This is a genomic window from Vibrio mexicanus (genome assembly GCF_001012815.1).
GTDB lineage: Bacteria > Pseudomonadota > Gammaproteobacteria > Enterobacterales > Vibrionaceae > Vibrio > Vibrio mexicanus.
This window is the reverse complement of record NZ_JYJP01000002.1, coordinates 1-21,756: the sequence shown is the minus strand read 5'-3', so window position 1 is coordinate 21,756 and position 21,756 is coordinate 1. Positions and strand designations below refer to the sequence as shown.

Below are 21,756 nucleotides of genomic sequence, written 5' to 3'. Positions count from 1 at the left end.
GTCTACATGGGAGCCTTTTGAATATTAATAGCCATATCTTCTATAAACTTTTGGTCTAGACTCTCAGTTTCTTGAGAGCGGTTAATCTTGTTTCAATTCTGCTCTGGAACTACTTCAACTAAGCTTCAATTACCTACCCATTCTGCGTGATGTCACTCGAACAACGTTTGAGATTGCGCCGCTTGTTTCATTCATAAGCATCTGAGCTCCTATTATTTTATTGCTCAATAAATGAGCATTGATGCCATGGGATATTTTACAGTGTCGCTGACGAGCGAACTGGATATGAAGGCTTATCTTTCTGACGTCCTGTTAGAAAGATTGTTGTGCGACACCTGTGGGTTTACACAACTCATCACAAGGATCAAACGATGATAAAAACGATATTAGTGCTGGCAGGGGTAGGCTTAGCCCCGAGCGCTGCAATGGCGTACGATTGCAGCAGTGTGCCAGTGTACGACGAAGCAAATACCTTTCAAGTTGGTGATACAGTACAAGTGGATGGCAATGCTATTCTTGTAAAGTCGCGGGGTGGTGCTCCGTCGGTGGGCCTTATGCGCCGCCGACAGGCTGGGCATTTAAAGATGCGTGGAACGAAGAGGGCGTATGTTCGGCAGTAATCGACCCGGACACAGATGGCGATGGTATTCTAGATAGTGTTGATAATTGCCCAGCCGTGCCAAATCCAGACCAAGCAGACAGCAACAACAATGGTATTGGCGATGCCTGTGAACAGATCACGCCACCATTGGACAAAGATGGCGATGGCATTGAAGACTCGTTCGATAACTGCCCAACAACGCCAAACCCAGATCAAGTTGATAGCGATAACAATGGCATTGGCGATGCTTGTGAAGTTGTCGCGGGAGATTGTCCTGCTTTTGATAACACCGCAACTTACGACACAAGCAGTATCGTCGCCCATAAAGGTAGTTACTTTAAGTGTGATGTAGCAGGTTGGTGTTCATCGGGCTCTGCGTCTTACGAGCCGGGAGTCGGTTGGGCATGGGAAAGTGCTTGGTCTAGTTCAACACTACAAGCTTGTACCGATGTCGGTGGCGGCGTTGAGGTACCAGATGTCCCGTTCTGTGCACCTGATTGGGACAGTGCGAAGATCTACAGTGAAGGTTCTGTGGTCAATTATAACGGTGTCGCATGGCAAGCGACTAAAGAGACTTATGGCATTGCGCCAGACAACAAGACTTACGGTGAGCAATATGTTGTCGTGGGTTATCCTGATGAGTTCTTATGTCCGGTCAAAATCCCAAATACTATCGATTACGGCGTTCCTCAGCCAGTTGAGGGCAATCCGAATGTGACCACTCAATTCCCGACGGGCGCTGTTGATGGCGCGATCATCTCTGACCAACCTTCAAGCCAAACTGGCAAGGTGGGTGGGATTGATCCTGCAAGCGACAACGGTGGTGATCATGGTGGCTTGTCGGCAGACAGTGGCGCGCGCGTATCGAAAGTCACCCCAGGGTCGGTTGCTAATCAGCATAACGTGTATGAACTACGCTCCGGCACGGAAGTGGTGACTTATATTGGCGACTGGGCAATCTACGGCCGTCAATATGACTTCTCGAAATTGCCTGCGACAAACTTAGATCGAATCGTGTATGGTTTTGCAGGCATCTGTTTCCCAGATGCGAAGAATGAGCAAGATGGCGGTTTCCCAACTACCGCACCTGCAGCTGTGATGAGAACCTGTACTCAAAGCAATCTTCCTGATGGCGCAATGGCCATTGCCGATTTTGAAGCGGCATTCTCGCGTAAAATTCCTGGTGCGCCACAAGGCTCAGTGATTGGCACAGAAAGCATGTATGAGTTGGAGCCGCAAAACGTTAGTGGCGTGTTTGGTGTTCTTTATGAACTTCGTAAACAAAACCCGCAGCTTAAACTCGATCTGTCGGTTGGCGGCTGGACGTTGTCTGAAGGCTTCCCATGGATGGCTTCTGATCCGGTTAGACGAAAAGTGTTTGTCGACTCCATCGTCCATTTCTTAGAGCGTTTTGATTTTGATGGTATTGATATCGACTGGGAGTATCCAGGTTCAGACGGTGCGGTTGCAGGTATGGCGCGTCCAGATGATGCAGAAACCTATGCAACCCTAATTCAAGAGCTGCGTGCAGGCATGGATTGGCTAACTCAAAAAACCGGTAAGAAGTATCGTTTGTCGTCAGCTATTCCTGCTGGGGAAGGTCGCCTTGAACGGATCGATTGGTCAGTGGTGCATCCATACATGGATCGCCTCTATGCCATGACGTACGATATGACAGGGGCATGGGAGCGCGAACTTAGCCACCATACGCCGCTTTACACTAACCCGAATGCGCAAGGCTCTTCTGCTAACACATCGGCGGACTTCACCATTAACTATCTGATGGGGTTAGGTATTCCAGCTAACAAACTGATGATAGGTGTGGCGAACTACCATCGTTCTCGTGCGATGAATCCGGGTGATGTCACTGAATACACTAACGGCTTAAACGGCACAACCACTTATGGCGACATCAATGCCACAGGTGCTGAGATGATCCTCGGGATTGCGGGTGTCGGCAGTTGGGAAGCGGGTGTATTAGAAGGGTACGACCTGTTTGCCAACTATCTCGACAAAGACATGAAGCCGCGCAATGGTTACAGTTTGTATACCGACAAAGTTTCGAACGCAGACTACTTGGTTAATGAAAGTATTGGTTCATTCATCACGCTTGAAACACCAAGAACCACCGCATTGAAAACTCAGTATGCGAAAGATAAGGGTTTAGCTGGCGTCTTCTTCTGGATGGCAGAACAAGACAATGGCTATAACCTTAATGCAGTGAATCATGTGCTTGGCAATACCCTAGTGGTGGATAATGCAGACTCGAAACCTCAGCATCAAATAGCGATCTGTGGTGAGAATGTCACGGTTGCTGAATGTGAAGCGCTGAATGCATCACTGAAATAACACCTAGTTATTCAAGATAAGTATTTGTACAAGTGAACCAGAGAAAGGCCCAATGAGATGTTGGGCCTTTTTTGTCGCCTATGAGTCAGTTACCGCGCTATTCTCGGGCTAACAGTAATGTTTTGACTTGGTTCGCAGAGTGCTCAAAAAGAATCCAGTTAGACTTTTCAAGGAAATTTCTAACTTGACCTTAACCTAGGGTGAAGGTCTATAGTAAATAGAACTTTGCAAATTGCGCCATGAAATCCCATCGACATTATGAAACATGAAATCCGTACAATTTGGATTACCGCCATCAGCATGATTGCCATGTTGATGTCGACGTATGTTTCAAGCGCTCCACAGATGGATTTTATGATGTTAGAGCATTCGATGCATACATCGCAGCATTCGAGTGGGCAGGCCAATCCAAGTCAATCTGATTGTCACTCAACTAACGTCGCCACACAGACAAGTACTGACGTTAGCTTAGACTCTCAATGTCAGCATAAAAATTCGCAAGTTCATGCTCATTCGAGTCACAACGCACATTCATGCTCTCAAGGCGAGGGAGTGCACAACTGCTGTACCTCCGTCTGTTCTAGCGTTTCCTATCCATTACTGGTCAAAAGTGATGTATTGATCCCTTCACATACTCTCGCTTTACATCAATTTTTAACCATTGGTGAAACCAGTAATCGTCCTAATCTCTTCTTAAGGCCACCTTCCGCATAATTTAATCCATTTGGCTGAAATCCAGCTCAATGCTGGTCGTAAAGCCATACCTAAAAAGCCCCTTTGTATCCCGTGCTCGTAGCACTCAGGATGTATTCGGGAATCTATTTTGCGCACCCATTGCGCCTAATATGGAATTAGATTGTGAACATTACACCGATGACCGGTGGATTGATTGTCAGTGTGGCTATGCTCCCTACAGTAGTGTTGGCGCATAGCACGGAAGTTAATCCTACGATGACACCTACCCAATCAGCTCAAGCCCTTTATGAGTTGATTAATGCGGCCCTGCACCAAGACCAAGGCCGCCAACAATATCAAGCTCAGTCCAACGCGATGCGCGAGATGGGCATTGCTAGCGCCACTTTGATGGACCCAAAGCTCAAAATGGGCGTTGGTGGTCTACCAGTGGATAGTTTCAAGTTTGATGATGACCCAATGACCAACATATCGGTTGGGCTCATGCAGCAGTTTGAGCGAGGTTCGACGACCACACTCAAAGAAAAGCAGGCTAATCAGCAAGCCGATGGTATGGTTCTTCAAGCGGAGAATCGAGAACGAGAAATCGCGAGTAACATTACTCAGATTTGGTTAGAGCTGGGCTATCTGCAACTGGCTCAACGTACTTTAGAAAATACGCAGAAGCTGCTCATTGAACAGGAAAAGTTTGTCCAAACCAATTACGGCATTGGCAAAAGCGAAGCTCAAGATTTGCTCAATGCCCAGCTAAACGTGAGTCAATACGATGAGAAGTTGCATACCAATCGACAAATGCAGCAGCGTTTGCGTTCCCAGCTCTCTGAGTGGTTAGGTGAACAGTGGTTATCTAATCAAAGCCAATTTGAAGCTTCCAACCAGTTGCCTTGGTCTCAGCTAGATAATTATTTAACTACAAGCTTGGACAGTACTTCGCATTTTGATGCTCTAACCCAACACCCAATGGTAAAAATGGCGGATGCGACCATTGCCGCGAATGAAACCCAAGTTGAATTAGCAGAACAGGCTTACACGCCACAGTTTGGTGTTGAGGTGATGTATGCCTATCGTCAAGCCGACAATATGCGTGGCGAACCTGCCTCTGACCTGCTTAGTGCCTATGTCACAATGGACATCCCTTTGTTCACTGGTAATCGCCAAGACAGAAACCTATCGGCTGCCCAGTACCAAGTGGGAGCGGTCAGATCAGGTCGAGATGTTCTACTTGCCCAGATGAATGCAAAAGCCAATGCTTTGATCAACGATCGCATTAATCTGACCGAGCGCATTGAGCGCTATCAATCCACTTTGCTTCCTCAGTCTATCGCTCGAACCGAAGCGGTCGAACGCGGGTATCAGAACAACACAGCGCAGTTTGGTGATGTTATCTCAGCATCAATCACTGAGCTTACCTTAACCCTTGAATATCAACGTCTCGTAACAGACTTAAGTTTGGTTAACAACAATCTAGCCGCACTCCTTGTCGGCTACGAATACAGTGTCGAACCTGTGCAAGCACAGCCAGCGAAATAATTGGAAATGATGATGAACAATACATACAAAATGACGGCGGTGGCTTTGCTAGTAGGCGGTGCTCTAGGCTTTGGTATCAGTCAGTGGACGACTAGTAACCATGGCTCTCATGACATGAACAATTCTACTGAAATGAGCAAGTCAACTGAGACAAAAGGCGCTGATGAGCCTTTGTATTGGGTAGCGCCCATGGATCCAAATTATCAAAGAGACCAGCCGGGTAAATCACCAATGGGGATGGATTTGATCCCTGTCTATGCAGATGACTTAGCTGGAGACAGCAAGCCGGGCACTGTCAAAATTGACCCTGCGGTTGAGAACAATCTGGGCGTAAAAACCACAGCAGTGCAGTTTGAGGTCCTTTCTCCGAGAATTGAAACCGTGGGTTATGTTGCTTTTGATGAAAGCCAACTCTGGCAAACCAATGTCCGAGTTGCAGGTTGGGTAGAAAAGCTCAACATTAATGCTATTGGCGACCGTGTGAACAAGGGTGACACTCTGTTTACACTTTATTCGCCAGAGTTAGTGAAGGCTCAAGAAGAGCTTCTCAACGCATACAACAGTGGTCGAACGGGTTTAGTAAAAGGGGCGACCGAGCGCTTATTGACGCTTGGGGTTCAGAAGTCTCAAATAAACGCCATTAAAAAGCGTGGTAAAGCATCGCAAACCATCGATATCAAAGCACCTTCGGATGGTGTCATCGCCAGCTTGAATGTTCGCGAGGGTGGATATTTGTCACCTGCTCAAGCTGCGATTAGCGCTGGGCCACTCAGTCACGTGTGGGTAGATGCTGAAGTATTTGAAAGGCAGGCTCACTGGGTAACACAAGGTAGCAAGGCAACAATGAGGCTCGATGCGCTTCCAGGGCAGGAGTGGATTGGAGAGGTGGACTACGTCTATCCGATCCTTGACCCCAATACTCGAACACTGCGCGTTCGCCTTCGTTACGACAACCCTAATGGCGATCTCAAACCAAATATGTTCGCTAACATCGCATTGCAACCCCAATCCCCAGATAAGGTTCTAACGGTACCTGCTTCTTCTGTTATTCGCTCGGGCGGAATGACTCGAGTCGTGTTGTCTGAAGGCGAAGGTAAATATCGTTCAGCCAGAATCGAAGTTGGTCGAGAGGCGGGCGAAAAGATTGAGGTGCTTCAAGGCTTAGAGCAAGGTGACCGCATTGTCACTTCGGCGCATTTCATGTTGGATTCAGAGTCGAGTCAGTCGGCGGATCTATCGAGAATCAATGGCGTGGAAGCGCCTGCCGAGACGGTATGGGCGCAAGGGGAAATCACCAATGTGATGGCAGACCATGGCATGTTAACCATTAACCACCAACCGGTTCCCGAATGGAGCTGGCCGGGTATGGTCATGGACTTCAACCTAGCTAGCGACATCGACGCTTCAGACTTCGAAGTAGGGCAATCCATCGAATTTGAAATGCAGCAATCGCCAAGTGGCATGTACGAAGTGGTCGACTTTAAGAACAGTGAATCAAAGCTTACCAAAGAACTTTGGGTATCGGGTGAGATTACACTTTTGATGGCCGACTTCGGTATGGTCACATTAGCTCACTCGGATGTGCCAGAGTGGCAATGGTCTGCGGGCGAAATGAATTTCAATGTAGATTCCGATGTGGCCTTGTCTGAGTTTAGTGAAGGGCAATCCGTTGATTTTCTAGTTGAAAAGCAAGGAGCTGATTACGTACTCAAACAACTTAAAATGAGTGAGGACGAACAATGATAGCTTCAATAATTCGTTGGTCTATCCACAATCGCTTTTTGGTCGTCTTAGCCACGATCGCTCTGATTTTAGGTGGTATATACAGTGTGAAGAATACGCCTGTTGATGCCATACCTGACCTTTCTGACGTACAGGTCATCATCAAAACCAGCTATCCGGGGCAAGCGCCGCAAGTGGTCGAAGATCAGGTGACCTATCCGTTAACCACAGCGATGTTGGCAGTTCCGGGTGCAGAAACAGTACGAGGCTTTTCGTTTTTTGGTGATTCTTACGTCTACATCATCTTTGACGACAATACGGATATGTATTGGGCACGTTCAAGGGTGTTGGAGTATCTCAGCCAAGTCGCCCCAAACCTTCCGCCAAATGCGACACCAACGCTCGGCCCAGATGCAACAGGCGTGGGTTGGATATACAACTATGTTTTGCAAGATAAAACGGGGCAGCACGATTTAGCCGAACTGAGAAGTTTGCAAGATTGGTTCTTAAAGTACGAACTGCAAACGGTTGATGGTGTGTCTGAAGTCGCTACTGTTGGCGGTATGGTGAAGCAATATCAGGTACAAATAGACCCAGCTAAGTTGCGCGCGTACGACCTCACGCTGCAACAAGTGAACATGGCGATTAAGAACGGGAATCAAGAGGCGGGCGCGTCGGTTATCGAGCATGCCGAAGCCGAGCATATGGTTCGCACCACGGGCTACTTAACGGATGTTGAAGACATTCGCTCTCTGCCGTTAAAAGTCACGGCTACGGGTACACCACTTTTACTCGGTGATGTCGCTGATATCAACCTAGGGCCGCAAATGCGCGAGGCATTTCAGAGTTCAATGGCGAAGGTGAGGCGGTAGGCGGCGTGATTGTGATGCGCTACGGCGAGAATGCCAGTGAAGTGATTGCTAATGTAAAAACGAAATTGGCAGAACTGCAACGCAGCTTGCCGGATGGCGTTGAGATTGTCACTGCCTATGACCGCTCCAAGCTTATTGACTCTGCTGTCGAAAACCTATGGAAAAAGCTCATTGAAGAGTTTTTAGTCGTGGCCGTTGTCTGTGGGCTGTTTCTGTTCCATATGCGCTCAACGCTAGTTATCGCCATCAGCTTGCCTGTGGGTATTCTGATGTCCTTCATTGTGATGCACTGGCAAGGGGTGAATGCCAACATCATGTCTCTTGGCGGCATCGCGATAGCGATTGGTGCCATGGTGGATGGTGCCATTGTCATGATTGAAAACGTTCATAAACACATTGAACGAACCCCTTTAACTGACAAAAACCGCTGGCAGGTCATCAGTAAGGCGGCCGAAGAGGTGGGGGCGCCGCTGTTCTTCTCACTGCTTATCATTACGTTAAGTTTTGTGCCTGTATTCGCATTGGAGGGCCAAGAAGGGAAGATGTTCTCGCCATTGGCCTTTACTAAAACGTATGCAATGGCCGCAGCGGCGGGCCTTGCCATCACACTTGTACCTGTGCTGATGGGTTACTTTATTCGTGGCAAAGTGTTACCAGAGCGGAAGAACCCAGTGAACAGAGGTTTGATTGCACTTTATCGTCCATTGTTGAACGTGAGCTTACGCTACCCTAAAACAATTTTGGTGTTGGCATTGGGACTTATGGCATCGGCTTACTATCCAGCAAGTAAGTTGGGGAGTGAATTTATCCCTCCATTAGATGAAGGTGATCTCATGTATATGCCGACCACCTTCCCAGGTGTGTCGATTGGTAAAGCAAGAGAGCTGCTTCAACAAACCAATAAACTGATCAAAACCGTACCGGAAGTAGAATCGGTTTGGGGCAAGGTTGGACGCGCAGAAACGGCAACAGATCCTGCTCCACTCACTATGATTGAAACCGTGATTCAGTTGAAACCTCGTGATCAATGGCGTGACGGCGTCACTACTGAGGCCTTGCGCCGTGAGTTTGACCAACTGATTCAATTCCCTGGGCTGACCAACGCATGGGTAATGCCTATTAAAACCCGTATCGATATGCTGGCAACCGGTATCAAAACCCCAATAGGTATTAAAATCGCAGGTCCAGATCTAGAGGTCATCGAAGATATTGGCGCGGATCTAGAGCCTCTGCTGAACAGCATTCCGGGCACTGCCTCGGTATACGCAGAGCGTGTTGCAGGTGGTCGTTATGTGACGATTGATATTAAACGACGAGCTGCCGCGCGTTACGGCCTGAATATCAGTGATGTTCAACAAGTGATTACCACGGCCGTGGGCGGTATGAAAGTTGGAGAGACGGTAGAAGGGCTGGAGCGCTACCCAATCAATGTTCGATACCCGCAGGACTATCGTGATTCCGTGGTTAAGCTGCAAAACTTGCCTTTAGTAACGCCGAATGGCGCTCGAATTGCGTTGGCTGACGTGGCTGATATTCGTTATGAAGATGGCCCGCCGATGATCAAAACCGAGAACGCGCGTCCTAATGGCTGGATATTTGTCGATATTCAAGGTCGCGATTTGGGCTCTTATGTGGAAGAAGCTCAGCGAGTGGTCGCAGAGCAATTTAGCTTGCCTGCGGGTTACTCGATCACTTGGTCTGGTCAATATGAATACATGGAGCGTGCCAAAGAGCGCTTGAGTATCGTCATTCCCGTAACAATCGCGATCATCATGTTGCTGCTTTATTTCAGCTTCCGAAGAGTTGGAGAGGTCGCCATTATCATGCTGAGTTTGCCTCTCGCCATGGTAGGCGGGTTGTGGTTGATGTATTACCTCAATTACAACTTTTCAATTGCGGTTGGCGTCGGATTTATTGCGCTAGCGGGCGTGGCTGTTGAAACAGGTGTGCTGATGCTTGTGTACCTCAATCAAGCTTGGCATGCCAAGAAATTAGAAGCTCAAGAGAAGGCTAAACAGTTGACTCGGCAAGACCTTATCGAAGCCGTTCGCGAAGGCGCAGGGCAACGTGTTCGTCCTGTGGTGATGACCGATCTCACGGTGATCATTGGCTTGATTCCGATTATGTACGGTGCAGGGACTGGCTCAGAAGTGATGCAGCGCATTGCTGCGCCAATGATTGGGGGAATGGCCTCTGCGCTGATACTCACGCTGGTGGTGATCCCCGCCATTTTCAAACTCTGGAAACTTCGCGAAGTTCAATCCCAATAACAGACACACCTAAATAGTGGCCGAGGAATATATGCTCGGCCTATTAACAGATTAAAAAATAACAGATTAAAAAAGGAAATTAAGATGAAATATTCAGTATTAGCACTCAGCCTACTTATGACCACTGGTATTGCGGTTGCAAGCTCTGACCACTCACACATGAATCACGACGATATGGACCACAGTAAGATGGATCACAGCAGCATGGACCATTCTAAGATGGACCACAGCAAAATGGATCATTCCAATATGCAAATGGAAGGAATGTCTGCGGTAGGCATGCCGGCGACAGGGGCGAAGCCGGACAAAGTTGTCCACGTGGTGCTTAACGACGATATGTCGATTAACTTTGTTCGTGATATCAAAATCGAACCGAATGATGTGGTTCAATTTGTTGTAATGAACAAGGGCAAAATTGACCACGAATTTGCCATTGGCTCAGTAGCGGAAATGGCAGAGCATCGCGAGATGATGAAAGAAATGTCAGGGGACCATATGCATGATTCAGGCAATGCAGTAACGGTAGAGCCAGGAAAGGCGAAGCAGCTGCTTTGGCATTTCCATGGAGAAAGTGAAGTTGAGTTCGCTTGTAACATTCCAGGCCACTACGAAGCTGGAATGAGGAAACAGATTAAACTTTAATTAACGGTTATATGTGCCTACCTGAAAGGGTAGGCACACGGTCTGTGTCATATGCTCTGTAACTTTGGGCTGTTACGGCTACAGCAGACGATTCTTTATTCGGCTCAAGCCACAGGGGTTACGCCTAGGTAACGGGCAATGTCGTTCTGTGTAACTCTATCGACTAACTCTGGTTGGTTCTTCAGTAAGTTCTGGTAGCGCTGCTCGGCTGAAAAGCAAAGCAACTCTCGCTCTCGACCTTCCTTCTTCATCGCAAATTGCAATAAGAACTCGATCAGTTCGTTGGCGAGCTGATGATTCTTTAATGTTGCGTTGTGTAGCTTCTCGAAGCTGAATTTGACCAACGTTGTCGGCTCCAAACAAACTAAGCCAAATGAAGTGGGCTGTTTTTGGTATGCAGCTGCTGTACTGCCGATGACATCGCCTTCGGTCAAGAAGGACTTTACTCTCTCTTGCCCTTCATCTGTCACGTAATAGGCTTTGACGATACCCTGCTTAATCAAATAGAGCGATGAATCGTTATCACCCTGCATAAACACATGCTCGCCTGTATCCTTGCGGACGATTTGTCCTTCTTTATCAATAAATGCCGAAAATTCCATTCGTTTTAACCCAAGTTAACGATCAACGTTGTTTGATTCCCTAAAGTCATTTCTAGCTTAAGGCATACCTAGGTAGGGGAGAAGTGTATGAAGCTAGAAAACAGAGTAATTATTGTAACAGGCGGCACATCTGGGATTGGATTGGAGCTTGTTAAGTCCCTAAGTCAACGAAATGAAGTCATAGTGTTAGGGCGAAACGCTTCGCTGCTCAACGAGTTGAAGGAAAAGTACTCAGTGATTCCTTATCAGGTTGATCTGAGCGATATGGCGCAAGTGGAATGGGCAGCAAGCGAAATTCTCGAGACGCACCCTAAAATCGATGTGCTAATAAATAATGCTGCGGTTCAGTATACGCCGGCATTTACTAGTGACGACTTTGCGTACCATACGATCAGCGACGAGATTACCACTAACTTTACATCCATATGCAGCCTAACCTATTTGCTGCTTCCTGCCTTAAAGCAAGCGAGAGAATCGGCGATTGTGAACGTCAATTCAGGCTTAGCACTGGCACCGAAAACGTCTTCGGCAGTTTACTGCGCGACTAAAAGCGCATTGAACGCGTTCTCGTTGTCGCTTAGGTATCAACTGGAAGGCAGCAATATCAAAGTGATGCAAGCCATGATGCCACTGGTTCAAACCAAGATGACCGACGGAAGGGGCCAAGGCAAGCTCACGCCTATCAGTGCCGCTAACGCTCTGTTGAATGGGGTGGAAAATGGCGTATTAGATAACGACATCGGCAAGGTTCGACTGCTTAGGTGGTTGATTCGACTTGTACCATCAGTCGCCTTCAACATGATGAAACGTGCGTAAATGAGGTGTGAATATGAGCACTTTAAGGCATCCGAAGAACGTAACAAGATCCTTCAATTTGGAAAGGCACCTCAGTTTTAAAAAGTATTTGGCGCTTTGCTTGAGTCTGGCTACTTGCAGCTTGGCAGCAGTTGGTCATGCGCAAGAGATCCCGTTAGGAAACAGTGCCACCGGAGATAAAGGAGTAAAGGAAATGAATCACCAACAAACTGGGAAGCAAACACAGATTAGTATGGCAGAGATTCGCGTAACGGGTATTGAACAGGAAAGAGGTGGAAAGTTAATCGTGTTTATCTTGGCAGAGGAAGGGTTTCCCAAGAAACATGATTTGGCGCTTCAACGACAAGTTCGAAAAGTATCTGGCCGTGAAATGACGTTTGAGTTTCCCATCGTTCAACAAGAGTTAGCGATCAAAGTACTTCACGATGAAGACGAAGATGGAAAAGTTACTAAGAACTGGACGGGTATCTATCCGGCGGAAGGGCTTGGCTTCTCGAACAAGCAGAAGGTCACTCTATCGGGCGCGCAACCTATGAGCGCTCGAAAATTCTGGGCAGCGAAGTTCTTTCTGGCCTAACCATTGAAATGATCTATCCATAAGGAGAAGGATGATGAAATCCTTAATTAAAGCCATGTTGATTATTGGCGCCGTGTTTGCCTCAACCTTTATTCTACTCAAGGTGTTGGGTGTTCTGAGTGTCGAGCAGATAGAGGACTGGCTCACTTATGCGCAAAGCCTATCACCGCTATATGTGGGTAGCTTAACGGTAGTGTTATTGCTAGCTGATATCGTCATTGCCATGCCTACGTTGACGGTCACCATTTTGTCGGGATTCTTTCTAGGAGCAGGTTATGGAGCACTTTCCGCAATAGCAGGAATGACTTTGGCAGGCGTGGCTGGTTACGGCTTAGGGTGGCGCTATGGGGATGCGGTGCTTAACTTTTTAATAAAAGATGAAGAGAAGGTTCGAGATGCAAAGCAGGCGTTCACAAATAACGGCTTTGGGATGATATTGCTAAGTCGCGCTGTACCGATTCTGCCTGAAGTGACAGCGTGTTTGGCAGGAGCAACAGGTATGAAGTTCTCGCGATTTATTTCGGCGTGGCTGATGAGCACGTTGCCGTATTGCATCATTGCTGCTTACTCAGGGTCTATCAGTACCATCAATGACCCCAAGCCTGCTTTAATTACAGCGGCCATGCTGACGGGAACACTCTGGTTGGGTTGGGCTATTTTCAGAAGAGTTAAGCTTAATCGAACTCAGATGAGCTAAGTACAAGGCGACTCGAAAGATTTAGGGAATTGAGAATAAAAAGAGCGCCATTTAGGCGCTCTTTAATTATTTATAAACTGAATAGGTTCTAAACCGAGTAGGTTTACTGACCTTGTTGGTTCTTAAGCTGCTCTTTAGCCGCTTCAACTTTCGAGAAATCTAAACCTAGCTCATCGACTGCGTCTTTAATCAACGCCGGGTTTTGCATGACTTGAGCCATTAGCGCCTGCAGTTTGTCTTGTGGTAAGCCTAATTGACCGATGGTTGCCATTGCAGCAAGAGGGTTTTGCGTCAGTGTTTCGAATAGAGCATGGATTTGCTCGTCACTTACGTTGTTCTCTTTTAACAGTGCCAGAATTGGGTTCATGATATTCCCTTTGTGTTCTAATTAAGTACTTATTTTGATGGGCTTAGTCTAGCACTAGCCTATGGAGAATGTCAGCACTCGTTGTTTGTTGAGACGGGGTTGTTGTTCGAGATGCTGGCGATTGTTGCGACAGTAGACAGTCGAAACAAGTCTAGACATACGTATCCTTCGTATTAGGATAAACAGTGTCTCGTCATAAATATCATCGAAGGAACAAATAGTTATGATCCCATTTAGTACTTCATATGTTGCTGGAGTGGCGCTATCGGAAGTTGATGGCGAAATGAAGATGCTACTCATGAAACGAGTAAAAGGCGGCTATTGGTGTCATTGCGCTGGTGGCGTAGAAGAAGGGGAGCTGGGTTGGCAAGCATGGTAAGGGAGTTTAAAGAAGAAACCGATATTGACGTGTCTGAACTCTATAACGCGCAATATTTGGAGAAGTTCTATGAAGCCAATGCCAATGTCATTGAACTGATCCCAGTGTTTGCCGTTTTATGTCCGCCAAACCAACCGGTGACGCTAAACGATGAACATACAGACTACAAGTGGTGCACTCTCGAAGAAGCGATTGATCTTTCTCCATTTCCAAACCAGCATGAAGCGTTTCGTCATGTTTGGGCATACTTTGTCGATAAGCCGATCAATCCACTATTTAAAGTAAACATGTCAAAGTAGTGACTTTGAACCAGTCATCGATCTTTGAAGAAATGAATGACTTGGAGTGCAAGCGAGAGATCGCCTCGCACTCAAAACCATTATCGATTAGCTGACTCTTCTGCTCTGAGGGTCAGCACTTCATAACCGGTCGCTGTGACCAAAATGGTATGTTCAGATTGAGCCGAAAGAAGTTTATCTCGCGTGACAACTGTCCAGCCGTCTTTTTTGGTTTTCACCTTTTCGGTGCCTTGATTAATCATCGGCTCGATGGTGAAAGTCATGCCTTCTTTTAAAGTCAGGCCTCGGTTTGGTTTACCGTAGTGCAGCACTTGCGGCTCTTCGTGCATCTCTCGTCCAATGCCATGCCCACAGTACTCGCGTACCACGCTGTAGCCATTGGATTCTGCAAAACGTTGAATGGCACTGCTACATCACCGAGTTTAGCACCGGGTTTGACTTGTTTAATCCCTTCCCACATCGCTTGGTAGGTTTTCTTCACCAGCTTAATGGCTTTTTTGGAGGCTTCAGGCATCACATACATTTTACTGGAATCAGTGATAAAACCACTCTTTTCCAACGTGATATCTAGGTTGATAATATCTTTTGGCTTCAAGATTTCAGTCGTTTTCGGAATGCCGTGACACACCACCTCGTTGATGGATGAGTTGAGCACATATTGATAATCATACTGCCCTTTGCTTGCCGGGCGGGCTTGCAGCTCTTCAACAATGTACTTCTCTACAAAGTCGTTGATTTCCATGGTAGAAACGCCAGGTTTCACAAACGTGTCTAGCGCTGCGAATACCTGAGCAAGCAGTTTGCCAGACTCGCGCATCAGCTCAATTTCAGCTTCTGATTTTATCATTACTGAGTTATTCAACGGGCGCCTCTTGATTGCTTTTAATGTTGGTTGCACTGACCGATGCGGAAGATAACAGCTCAGCGACCAGCTCATTGAAGGTTAACTCTGGATTCAGTTCAGCCATCATGCCGATCTTGATCCAAAACTCTGCTTGAGAGTTGATAGAGCGGTGCATCGCACCACTGGCTTTTCTGAGCTCTTCATGTAGCTCTTCAGAAATTTTAACAATACCCATAGATATACAATATATACAAAACGTATACGAAGTGTATTTTATTGGAAGATAATTGGCAAGAGGTGGGGGAGGACGAGATATATGATCGTGCTTTCTAACAAAAACGTATAGCAACAAGAACGTATAGCAACAGAGACATAAAGCAAACCTGCGATAATATTGCTAAACGATATTGATCTGAAGTTTATAGTTCATAGCAATCAGGAGACAAGTATGGAGAACAGGCTAACCATCATGCAATTTCTCAGAGTGTTTGATGCGATTCGTGAAACCGGAGAACGTGCAGAAAGCAAATACATGATTGGGGAAATGGCAGCGTGGCATGATTATGATGGATACACCTGTTGGTTAGGGTACAAAGATGTCACCGTTACCTTGATGTTCCATGGGTCTCTTAAAATTGAGTATAAAGATGCTTCAAACTATGCCGTCTTCCTTAAGCAGTGTTTGGCACTCACGGCTTCCAAGCCGCTTCAGTAGTAAACAGAGACTCGTCGCTAAAATGAACGAACAGCATTGCTTGAGAATTCTTAACCAATTGGCCACGCAACTTTCGACGCTTTTACTTGTGTTTACGGTTTCTCTCGCACTTATTCCCGCAACCATGGCAGGGACTGTAATGATTGATCTTACACAACCTAACGAGCACCAAAACTGGCGTGCTACTAATGACAATGTGATGGGGGCATTTCGCAAGGAATGCTTACTTATGACGGATACTCAAGTGTCTTCACAGGCTTAATTTCATTGGAAAACAATGGCGGTTTTAGCTCGATTAATCGTGAAGTTGAATCCCTTCCTGCTAACGTAAACAGCGTGACTGCAACGTTTGTTGGTGATGGGCGTCGATATCAGCTCAGATTAATGACCTTGAACAAAGGTAATTTGACCCGCTACAAACATGATTTTGCAACGGTGCGTGGAGAGCGGACGACGAGAACGTTTCACTTTGAGAACTTCCAAGCGGTTTTTCGAGGCCGCTTGATTGAGGCACCCAAGGTTGTTGCAACCGACATCCGTCAGTTAGGGCTGCTGATTGCCGACAAGACTGCAGGCCCGTTTGCTTTGAATGTAGACTCTGTCGTGTTTGGTGCCCGTTCAAGTGAGCATTAAGCTTGAGGCACAAATTGTTGATACCACTCGCTTTCACTGATGAGGTCTTTTGTGGTCTCAAGTCTGTCCACAAATGTGATGCCGTCTAAATGGTCGAGTTCGTGTTGGAATACTCTTGCAAGAAAGTCGGTAAACACCGCTTCTTGAAGATGGCCTTGCTGATCGAAATAACGAACCCTTATGGTTTTGTGCCTTGGAACAAAACCACGCATACTTGGTACACTCAAGCAGCCTTCCCATCCTTTTTCCACTTCTGAACTGGCTTCCACGATCTCAGGATTAATCACCGCAGTGACTGGCATATCTGGGGCGTCAGGATATCGTGCATTGGGTTTTGAGCTCATGATGAAAATTCGCAAGCTTTGGTAGATTTGGGGTGCGGCAATTCCAACGCCATTGGCTTGTTCAACGGTTGTTATCATCTCGTTGATTAATACTTGGCACTCCTCAGATAGAATATCGACGACTTCGTTGGCTTTTTGTCTCAGAACTGGATGACCTAGTTGGGCAATATCGGGTTTGGTCGTCTGTTCGTTGCTCTGCATGATATGCCTCATTTGGTAAAGGATTGCGCTAAGGGGAATGTTGAGTGGTGATATGAGTATCACAAGCCTAAGAAAGGCGCAAACCCTCGTAAGGTTAATCTGACAAGAGGTGGTAGCTATTATTATTGTTTATTCGATGTGTCTAATAAGCTCATCACGAAGCATACAGACCACCCTAGAGTTGATATGGTTCTAAAGTGGCCTCGTAGGGTCATGAGTAAAAGGGGCCTCTTATGTCGAACTTTGTTGCCCCCTTTGTTCCAGTACCTCTTTGAAAGCAAACATGCCATTTAGTGCCGATGGGAAGCCAGCGTAAACAGACATTTGTAGTATGACTTCTTTGATTTCTTCCTCGGTGCAACCGACGTTTAACGCAGCATGAAGATGAACTTTTAGTTGTGGGGCACAATTACCCATCGCGGTGAGGGCTGCTATGGTCGCGATTTCTCTTGATTTCAGGTCTAGCCCATCCCTTGAATAGATATCACCAAAAGGATACTCGATGGTGTATTTTGCTAAGTCAGGGCATATGCTTTGTAGGCTTTCAATAACTGCTTGGCCTGCATCGCCGTCAATTTGGGTGAGTCGTTCTAATCCTCTCTCGAATCGTGATTGCTTCATTAACTGAATCCTTGCATGAGTGTGTTTCAACAGCATACAAGTTAGAGTCGACTCTAAGTCAACGAACTTTTCCAGCTTTGTACAAGCTAGTTTTATTTTCTAGCGCGCTTAAGTGTGATTGTTGTTGGGCGATATGTTGCTGAAGAGTCGCTTGATGTTTCTCTAGTATTGCTTGCCGGCTCTTTAAAGTGTCTGTACCTGCTTCTCTTAACTTCGAATACGCTAAGATGTCGTCTAATGGCATGGCGGTCTCTTTAAGCCGTTTTACAAACTCAATCCAATGAAGGTCTTGAATCGTATAAACTCGATGGCCGCTGGAGTTTCTTTGGATGTTTTTCAGTAAGTCTATCTTTTCATAGTAGCGGAGTGTATGGGCAGAGAGCCCGACCGATTCCGAAAACTGTTTCATGTTCATGTCGTACTTCCAAATCAAATGAGCCTTGTAGTTAAGTAAATGGTCAGACGAAGTTACCCTAACCAGAAGATATTCAGAGGGCCATTATTTTGCTCTTTGTGTGTGAGGTGAGTTTAGTCATGCCTATTGCGACCGTCATAGAGACTCTTCAATATACCGTTTAATCGAATTGCTAGGTTTAAAGTACTGGCTGATGGGAAGCTCCAGATTTAACCGTTCTACTTCTGTTTCTGGTTCTCCATGCTTTGATTCATATTCCTGCCAAGAGACTTCGGTGACGGTGCGAACAGCATCGACACTTTGTAGGAGCTGAGCGAACGCTTTGGGGCTGTAGCATGGTTTTCGGCGATAAAGTACTGCGCTGGTTTTGGCTGGTTATGAACAAGCCGTAGATAAAACGTCGCAATATCCTGCACATGAACGTACTGGTTATATCCATCACTTGGTATGGCAACTTGCAAAGCTCTTAGTGGCAGTGATTCGATAATTCTCTTGAGTTGGCAGTTAGCACCACCGTAGACAAGGCTAGGGCAGTATACGATGCTCCAGCCATTGCACAGGGCTTTGTGAATCGTCTTAACATCGGGTTGCACGGCTTTGAGTGGTCTTAGTTTAAACGTTTCGAGTTCAACACGGCTTGCGTTACCAAACAGCCATACCCCAGATGTGTGGATCTTCGTTGCGTTAACAGCAGCTAGTTTATCCAGCTGTTCAAGTAGGTTCTGCTCGATGGTTGCAATTTCATCTGGTGAATGCGCAGACCAATGTGGTCGCGCGCAATTTACAATGACGTCGAAGTAACCGTGGAAGTAATCTGAAGGAGATGAGGAACTTTCAGTATGATTGGTTACTTGCCCTTCTCGATTGTAGGTAAAAATGTTTAATAGTTTGCTACGAAATAGGGAAGCGACGTGGCTGCCGATATAGCCAGTAGCACCGGCAATAAGTATATTCATGTTAAAATCTTTTTGTGAGGAGTGGCCTAAAGTCCGTAGTCTCGCTCTACAAGCGAAATGCGAACTTTGAAAGACTCATACCACAATTTTCTGCCACTTTTTTGAGCTTCAATATGCTCTGCATTTTGCTTCCATTTTTTGATCGATTCTAAATCTGACCAGTAAGAGACGGTTATGCCAACGTCTTCGCGCGCCGATTCAACGCCGAGAAAACCTTCTTCTTGCTCAGCCAAATGAAGCATCCTTTGAGCAACTTGCCCATAGCCTTGATCACCTTGCGTTCGCGTAGAGGTAAAGATGACTGCGTAATACGGAGGAGCTGGAGTTTGAGCAATTGGGGACATTGGCTTTCCTTATCGTGCTTGGTTTCTATTGGGTTAAACCTTGCAATAGTGGTGCGTAAATGAGTAATTTTGGGCTGTCAGTTAGTATGATGATTGGGTAAGAGTGAGCAAAGCAAACTGTAGCGCCACTTCTATTTTGGTCTGTCTTCAGGATGCTCACGGTACCATGCTTCGAGAAGCTCCCAACCGAAGACAATCTCTATCTGCATGTGCATATACATGAGATACGCGGCGAGCAAAAAACTCACAACGCTTACCCCGAATATTATTCGTTTACGCTGCTCGTCGTAGAAAAAAATGCAGCAGCCAACCAAAAGAAAAGGGTAAGTACCAATAAGAACGATTAGCCAACCAAGGTGACTGGATATTGCCATTTGGGCCATCTTTTTTCCTCTGAGTTAATGGAAAACTCAATGCATATTAAAGCAACAGTCAATAAGTGAGATCTATGATTTGAATAGTTACGAGTCGATTCAAATAAGAGGCTAGAAGACGGTATGTAATTTGATTATTTTCCAATAAGTTAGACATATTGCTTCGACAAAAAGTGCAGAAGGCTAGAGCTGAGTCGCTACTTATATACGTATTTGATAATGATGACCAGATTCAAACTCACTTTCGGCTTCGCACTTTCGTGGCCACCCAAGTTTATTTGCAACTTGTTGGCTGCCGACATTATCATTCGCGATAAAGACTTTGACTTGGCTTAGATCGAAAGCTTCAGACAGCTTATGAATCGTAATTTCACACATCAGAGTTGCAAACCCTTGGCCCCAGAATTTTCTACGAATGAAATAGCCAAAATCGAGCTCGCCATCAATGAGCGTAATTCCGCAAAAGCCGACAATTTCATTGGTCTCTATAAAACGAAAAGCAAACCGGCTTTCAGCTTGTTGCTCTTTAATGAACCATTTCTCAGATTCTGATTCCGTCAAAGCCCGCCTAGGCCCAAGAAAGCGCATGGTCTGCGCATCTTGTAATAAATCAAAGACATCACGTCGATCACTATCCCGTAGCTCTGAAATAACAATATTGTCCATGTAATCCTCGTGAAGGTACTCATTCGTTAGGTAGATTTATTACATCCGTTTTACCGCTAAAAACAAAACTAACGTTTGATGATAAAACGCGAGTGAAAGAGATTAAGCCAAAGGGTGTCTACGACCTTGTTGTGCGTTTGACTTGGAGAAAAAGAGGATGATGCCTCCAACAACAATCGCAACATCAGCAATGTTAAAAACACCGGTTCTGATAGAGCCCAGTCCGATATTTAGAAAATCAATGACAGCCCCATTATTTACGATACGGTCGTACAAGTTGCTGCCGCCACCTGAAATGAGCAGAGTAAAGGCGATAACCCTAGCGGAAGACATGCTCTTGGACAAAACAACGTATGACAGAAGCCCAAGCAAAACAACGCTGACGGCGATGATAAAAACGCCATAACGATACTCACTTGGCAGTGAGCTTCCTATGCCGAGAAATGCACCCGTGTTTTCGGCGTAGCCGATCCGGAATAGGTCAAAAAGATAACTATCAAACTGAAACTTTGGTAAGTAATTAGAGGCGAGTGTTTTTGTGCTCTGATCACACCCACGCTTAAAAAAGAAACGGAAACGATGATCAGTAATTTGGTCCAAAATCTCATGTTTTAATACCTCCTTGTATTTTCCCACAGAGTTCGTTTGACGGTTTAAATATGTGTCGCTACCCAGATAAAGGTTTAAGAGTCCTGTTGTCTAGATAGCATTTTATCCAGTTTGAACTGCTCGTTATCATGAAAAGTCACATAGCCTATTGGCACGTCTGTATCCAAGCTGCGTGAAACATACTGAGCACTTTCTTCGCCAAAGCCGCCGCATAGTTCGATGACCTGAATGCCTTCTTCTATCATCTTTCTAGCGGCTACGATAGCCTCTTCATCACTACTCACGCCAACAACTTGAGTTGAAAAACCGGAAGTATTCAAAGTGGCAGAATCTGTATTATCATCATAATTTTCTGCTTTAACAATAAAGCCATATTGGTTAATCATACTCGACGTCTTGGCCTCGAAATTGTGGAAAGTATTCATTTATCTGAATTCTGTTTAGAACTAATACAGTACTAAATAAATGCAGTGATTACATCCTAGAAATATGAGAGGGATACAGTCAGTTTGAATGTGATAGTTCGCTATATTACTTTTTCATAGAGGATCTTTGCATTGGGTGCATGGTCGTTTTTCCACTTAATAAGATGTTGGCTTAAATATTCTGTATCTAAAC

Annotated in this window: 20 protein-coding genes and 5 pseudogenes; 12 read left to right on the top strand and 13 right to left on the bottom strand. The window is 46.0% G+C overall.

Annotation, left to right across the window (positions count from 1 at the left end; genetic code table 11):
• The first annotated feature begins 371 nt into the window (after nucleotides 1-371).
• The 6 genes and pseudogenes from UA76_RS00840 (at nucleotide 372) to copI (ending at nucleotide 10,679) form a co-directional block, all read left to right on the top strand.
• Nucleotides 372-620 carry a hypothetical protein gene (locus tag UA76_RS00840; RefSeq protein WP_047042193.1) on the top strand — a complete coding sequence of 83 codons (249 nt, stop codon included), beginning with the start codon at nucleotides 372-374 and terminating at the stop codon, nucleotides 618-620.
• A 56-nt stretch (nucleotides 621-676) separates the two neighbouring features.
• Nucleotides 677-2,950: a glycosyl hydrolase family 18 protein gene (locus UA76_RS00835; RefSeq protein ID WP_052771889.1), complete on the top strand. Its 2,274-nt coding sequence runs from the start codon at nucleotides 677-679 to the stop codon at nucleotides 2,948-2,950.
• Between the two features lie 873 nt (nucleotides 2,951-3,823).
• On the top strand, nucleotides 3,824-5,173 hold the full coding sequence (locus tag UA76_RS00830; protein ID WP_047042200.1) for a TolC family protein: 1,350 nt from the start codon (nucleotides 3,824-3,826) through the stop codon (nucleotides 5,171-5,173).
• A 9-nt stretch (nucleotides 5,174-5,182) separates the two neighbouring features.
• On the top strand, nucleotides 5,183-6,916 hold the full coding sequence (locus tag UA76_RS00825; RefSeq protein ID WP_047042192.1) for an efflux RND transporter periplasmic adaptor subunit: 1,734 nt from the start codon (nucleotides 5,183-5,185) through the stop codon (nucleotides 6,914-6,916).
• Nucleotides 6,913-10,037 (top strand): annotated as a pseudogene (locus tag UA76_RS00820) (efflux RND transporter permease subunit). The gene UA76_RS00825 and the pseudogene UA76_RS00820 overlap by 4 nt, the downstream one beginning before the upstream one ends.
• An 84-nt stretch (nucleotides 10,038-10,121) precedes the next feature.
• Nucleotides 10,122-10,679 (top strand): copper-resistant cuproprotein CopI, encoded by a 558-nt coding sequence (copI, locus tag UA76_RS00815; protein WP_047042190.1) that lies wholly within the window; start codon nucleotides 10,122-10,124, stop codon nucleotides 10,677-10,679.
• A 104-nt stretch (nucleotides 10,680-10,783) separates the two neighbouring features.
• Here the strand turns inward: copI and UA76_RS00810 are convergent, their stop codons facing one another.
• A complete protein-coding gene (locus UA76_RS00810) occupies nucleotides 10,784-11,281 on the bottom strand; it encodes a Crp/Fnr family transcriptional regulator (protein WP_047042189.1) in 498 nt (165 codons plus the stop codon).
• Nucleotides 11,282-11,368: 87 nt separating this feature from the next.
• On the opposite strand from UA76_RS00810, the gene UA76_RS00805 reads away from it, so the two are divergent.
• From UA76_RS00805 to UA76_RS22760, 3 genes are all read left to right on the top strand, one after another.
• Nucleotides 11,369-12,097: an SDR family oxidoreductase gene (locus UA76_RS00805; protein WP_047042187.1), complete on the top strand. Its 729-nt coding sequence runs from the start codon at nucleotides 11,369-11,371 to the stop codon at nucleotides 12,095-12,097.
• A gap of 193 nt (nucleotides 12,098-12,290) precedes the next feature.
• On the top strand, nucleotides 12,291-12,674 hold the full coding sequence (locus UA76_RS22165) for a DUF2141 domain-containing protein (protein WP_162198929.1): 384 nt from the start codon (nucleotides 12,291-12,293) through the stop codon (nucleotides 12,672-12,674).
• 31 nt (nucleotides 12,675-12,705) lie between these two features.
• Complete coding sequence (locus UA76_RS22760; RefSeq protein ID WP_238322116.1) at nucleotides 12,706-13,371, top strand: TVP38/TMEM64 family protein; 666 nt, start codon at nucleotides 12,706-12,708, stop codon at nucleotides 13,369-13,371.
• Between the two features lie 103 nt (nucleotides 13,372-13,474).
• Here the strand turns inward: UA76_RS22760 and UA76_RS00790 are convergent, their stop codons facing one another.
• Nucleotides 13,475-13,738: a DUF2999 family protein gene (locus tag UA76_RS00790; RefSeq protein ID WP_047042185.1), complete on the bottom strand. Its 264-nt coding sequence runs from the start codon at nucleotides 13,736-13,738 to the stop codon at nucleotides 13,475-13,477.
• A gap of 223 nt (nucleotides 13,739-13,961) precedes the next feature.
• Between UA76_RS00790 and UA76_RS00785 the strand changes: the two are divergent.
• Nucleotides 13,962-14,416 (top strand): annotated as a pseudogene (locus tag UA76_RS00785) (NUDIX domain-containing protein).
• Nucleotides 14,417-14,496: 80 nt separating this feature from the next.
• On the opposite strand, the pseudogene map reads toward UA76_RS00785, so the two are convergent.
• Both map and UA76_RS00775 read right to left on the bottom strand, forming a co-directional pair.
• Nucleotides 14,497-15,278 (bottom strand): annotated as a pseudogene (gene map, locus UA76_RS00780) (type I methionyl aminopeptidase).
• Nucleotides 15,271-15,495 carry a ParD-like family protein gene (locus UA76_RS00775; RefSeq protein ID WP_047042183.1) on the bottom strand — a complete coding sequence of 75 codons (225 nt, stop codon included), beginning with the start codon at nucleotides 15,493-15,495 and terminating at the stop codon, nucleotides 15,271-15,273. Before UA76_RS00775 ends, map begins: the two are co-directional and overlap by 8 nt.
• Nucleotides 15,496-15,708: 213 nt before the next feature.
• On the opposite strand from UA76_RS00775, the gene UA76_RS00770 reads away from it, so the two are divergent.
• Complete coding sequence (locus UA76_RS00770; protein WP_047042181.1) at nucleotides 15,709-15,975, top strand: DUF3081 domain-containing protein; 267 nt, start codon at nucleotides 15,709-15,711, stop codon at nucleotides 15,973-15,975.
• A 22-nt stretch (nucleotides 15,976-15,997) separates the two neighbouring features.
• Nucleotides 15,998-16,608, top strand: a pseudogene (locus UA76_RS00765) (CIA30 family protein).
• Here the strand turns inward: UA76_RS00765 and def are convergent.
• The 9 genes and pseudogenes from def to UA76_RS00720 all read right to left on the bottom strand — a co-directional run bounded on the left by def (nucleotide 16,605) and on the right by UA76_RS00720 (nucleotide 21,524).
• Nucleotides 16,605-17,153, bottom strand: a complete 549-nt coding sequence (def, locus tag UA76_RS00760) for a peptide deformylase (protein WP_047042179.1) — start codon at nucleotides 17,151-17,153, stop codon at nucleotides 16,605-16,607. The pseudogene UA76_RS00765 and the gene def overlap by 4 nt on opposite strands.
• 231 nt (nucleotides 17,154-17,384) lie before the next feature.
• Nucleotides 17,385-17,774 (bottom strand): carboxymuconolactone decarboxylase family protein, encoded by a 390-nt coding sequence (locus UA76_RS00755; protein WP_047042178.1) that lies wholly within the window; start codon nucleotides 17,772-17,774, stop codon nucleotides 17,385-17,387.
• A 58-nt stretch (nucleotides 17,775-17,832) separates the two neighbouring features.
• Complete coding sequence (locus tag UA76_RS00750) at nucleotides 17,833-18,189, bottom strand: MerR family transcriptional regulator (protein ID WP_047042177.1); 357 nt, start codon at nucleotides 18,187-18,189, stop codon at nucleotides 17,833-17,835.
• A gap of 135 nt (nucleotides 18,190-18,324) precedes the next feature.
• Nucleotides 18,325-19,145, bottom strand: a pseudogene (locus UA76_RS00745) (NAD-dependent epimerase/dehydratase family protein).
• Nucleotides 19,146-19,171: 26 nt separating this feature from the next.
• Nucleotides 19,172-19,489, bottom strand: a complete 318-nt coding sequence (locus tag UA76_RS00740; RefSeq protein WP_047042176.1) for an antibiotic biosynthesis monooxygenase family protein — start codon at nucleotides 19,487-19,489, stop codon at nucleotides 19,172-19,174.
• A gap of 131 nt (nucleotides 19,490-19,620) precedes the next feature.
• On the bottom strand, nucleotides 19,621-19,872 hold the full coding sequence (locus tag UA76_RS00735; RefSeq protein WP_047042174.1) for a hypothetical protein: 252 nt from the start codon (nucleotides 19,870-19,872) through the stop codon (nucleotides 19,621-19,623).
• 192 nt (nucleotides 19,873-20,064) lie between these two features.
• A complete protein-coding gene (locus UA76_RS00730; RefSeq protein WP_047042172.1) occupies nucleotides 20,065-20,529 on the bottom strand; it encodes a GNAT family N-acetyltransferase in 465 nt (154 codons plus the stop codon).
• 102 nt (nucleotides 20,530-20,631) lie between these two features.
• Nucleotides 20,632-21,165 carry a signal peptidase II gene (gene lspA, locus UA76_RS00725; protein ID WP_238322115.1) on the bottom strand — a complete coding sequence of 178 codons (534 nt, stop codon included), beginning with the start codon at nucleotides 21,163-21,165 and terminating at the stop codon, nucleotides 20,632-20,634.
• Nucleotides 21,166-21,212: 47 nt separating this feature from the next.
• On the bottom strand, nucleotides 21,213-21,524 hold the full coding sequence (locus tag UA76_RS00720; RefSeq protein WP_047042170.1) for a DUF6506 family protein: 312 nt from the start codon (nucleotides 21,522-21,524) through the stop codon (nucleotides 21,213-21,215).
• Nucleotides 21,525-21,756: the final 232 nt, after the last annotated feature.

What these genes read in the sequence shown, in the direction of transcription:
- UA76_RS00840 (WP_047042193.1), top strand. Translation starts at nt 372, where the DNA reads ATGATAAAAACGATATTAGTGCTGGCAGGGGTAGGCTTAGCCCCGAGC.
- UA76_RS00830 (WP_047042200.1), top strand. Translation starts at nt 3,824, where the DNA reads ATGACCGGTGGATTGATTGTCAGTGTGGCTATGCTCCCTACAGTAGTG.
- UA76_RS00825 (WP_047042192.1), top strand. Translation starts at nt 5,183, where the DNA reads ATGATGAACAATACATACAAAATGACGGCGGTGGCTTTGCTAGTAGGC.
- copI (WP_047042190.1), top strand. Translation starts at nt 10,122, where the DNA reads ATGAAATATTCAGTATTAGCACTCAGCCTACTTATGACCACTGGTATT.
- UA76_RS00810 (WP_047042189.1), bottom strand. Translation starts at nt 11,281, where the DNA reads ATGGAATTTTCGGCATTTATTGATAAAGAAGGACAAATCGTCCGCAAG.
- UA76_RS00805 (WP_047042187.1), top strand. Translation starts at nt 11,369, where the DNA reads ATGAAGCTAGAAAACAGAGTAATTATTGTAACAGGCGGCACATCTGGG.
- UA76_RS22165 (WP_162198929.1), top strand. Translation starts at nt 12,291, where the DNA reads ATGAATCACCAACAAACTGGGAAGCAAACACAGATTAGTATGGCAGAG.
- UA76_RS22760 (WP_238322116.1), top strand. Translation starts at nt 12,706, where the DNA reads ATGATGAAATCCTTAATTAAAGCCATGTTGATTATTGGCGCCGTGTTT.
- UA76_RS00790 (WP_047042185.1), bottom strand. Translation starts at nt 13,738, where the DNA reads ATGAACCCAATTCTGGCACTGTTAAAAGAGAACAACGTAAGTGACGAG.
- UA76_RS00775 (WP_047042183.1), bottom strand. Translation starts at nt 15,495, where the DNA reads ATGGGTATTGTTAAAATTTCTGAAGAGCTACATGAAGAGCTCAGAAAA.
- UA76_RS00770 (WP_047042181.1), top strand. Translation starts at nt 15,709, where the DNA reads ATGGAGAACAGGCTAACCATCATGCAATTTCTCAGAGTGTTTGATGCG.
- def (WP_047042179.1), bottom strand. Translation starts at nt 17,153, where the DNA reads ATGCAGAGCAACGAACAGACGACCAAACCCGATATTGCCCAACTAGGT.
- UA76_RS00755 (WP_047042178.1), bottom strand. Translation starts at nt 17,774, where the DNA reads ATGAAGCAATCACGATTCGAGAGAGGATTAGAACGACTCACCCAAATT.
- UA76_RS00750 (WP_047042177.1), bottom strand. Translation starts at nt 18,189, where the DNA reads ATGAACATGAAACAGTTTTCGGAATCGGTCGGGCTCTCTGCCCATACA.
- UA76_RS00740 (WP_047042176.1), bottom strand. Translation starts at nt 19,489, where the DNA reads ATGTCCCCAATTGCTCAAACTCCAGCTCCTCCGTATTACGCAGTCATC.
- UA76_RS00735 (WP_047042174.1), bottom strand. Translation starts at nt 19,872, where the DNA reads ATGGCCCAAATGGCAATATCCAGTCACCTTGGTTGGCTAATCGTTCTT.
- UA76_RS00730 (WP_047042172.1), bottom strand. Translation starts at nt 20,529, where the DNA reads ATGGACAATATTGTTATTTCAGAGCTACGGGATAGTGATCGACGTGAT.
- UA76_RS00720 (WP_047042170.1), bottom strand. Translation starts at nt 21,524, where the DNA reads ATGATTAACCAATATGGCTTTATTGTTAAAGCAGAAAATTATGATGAT.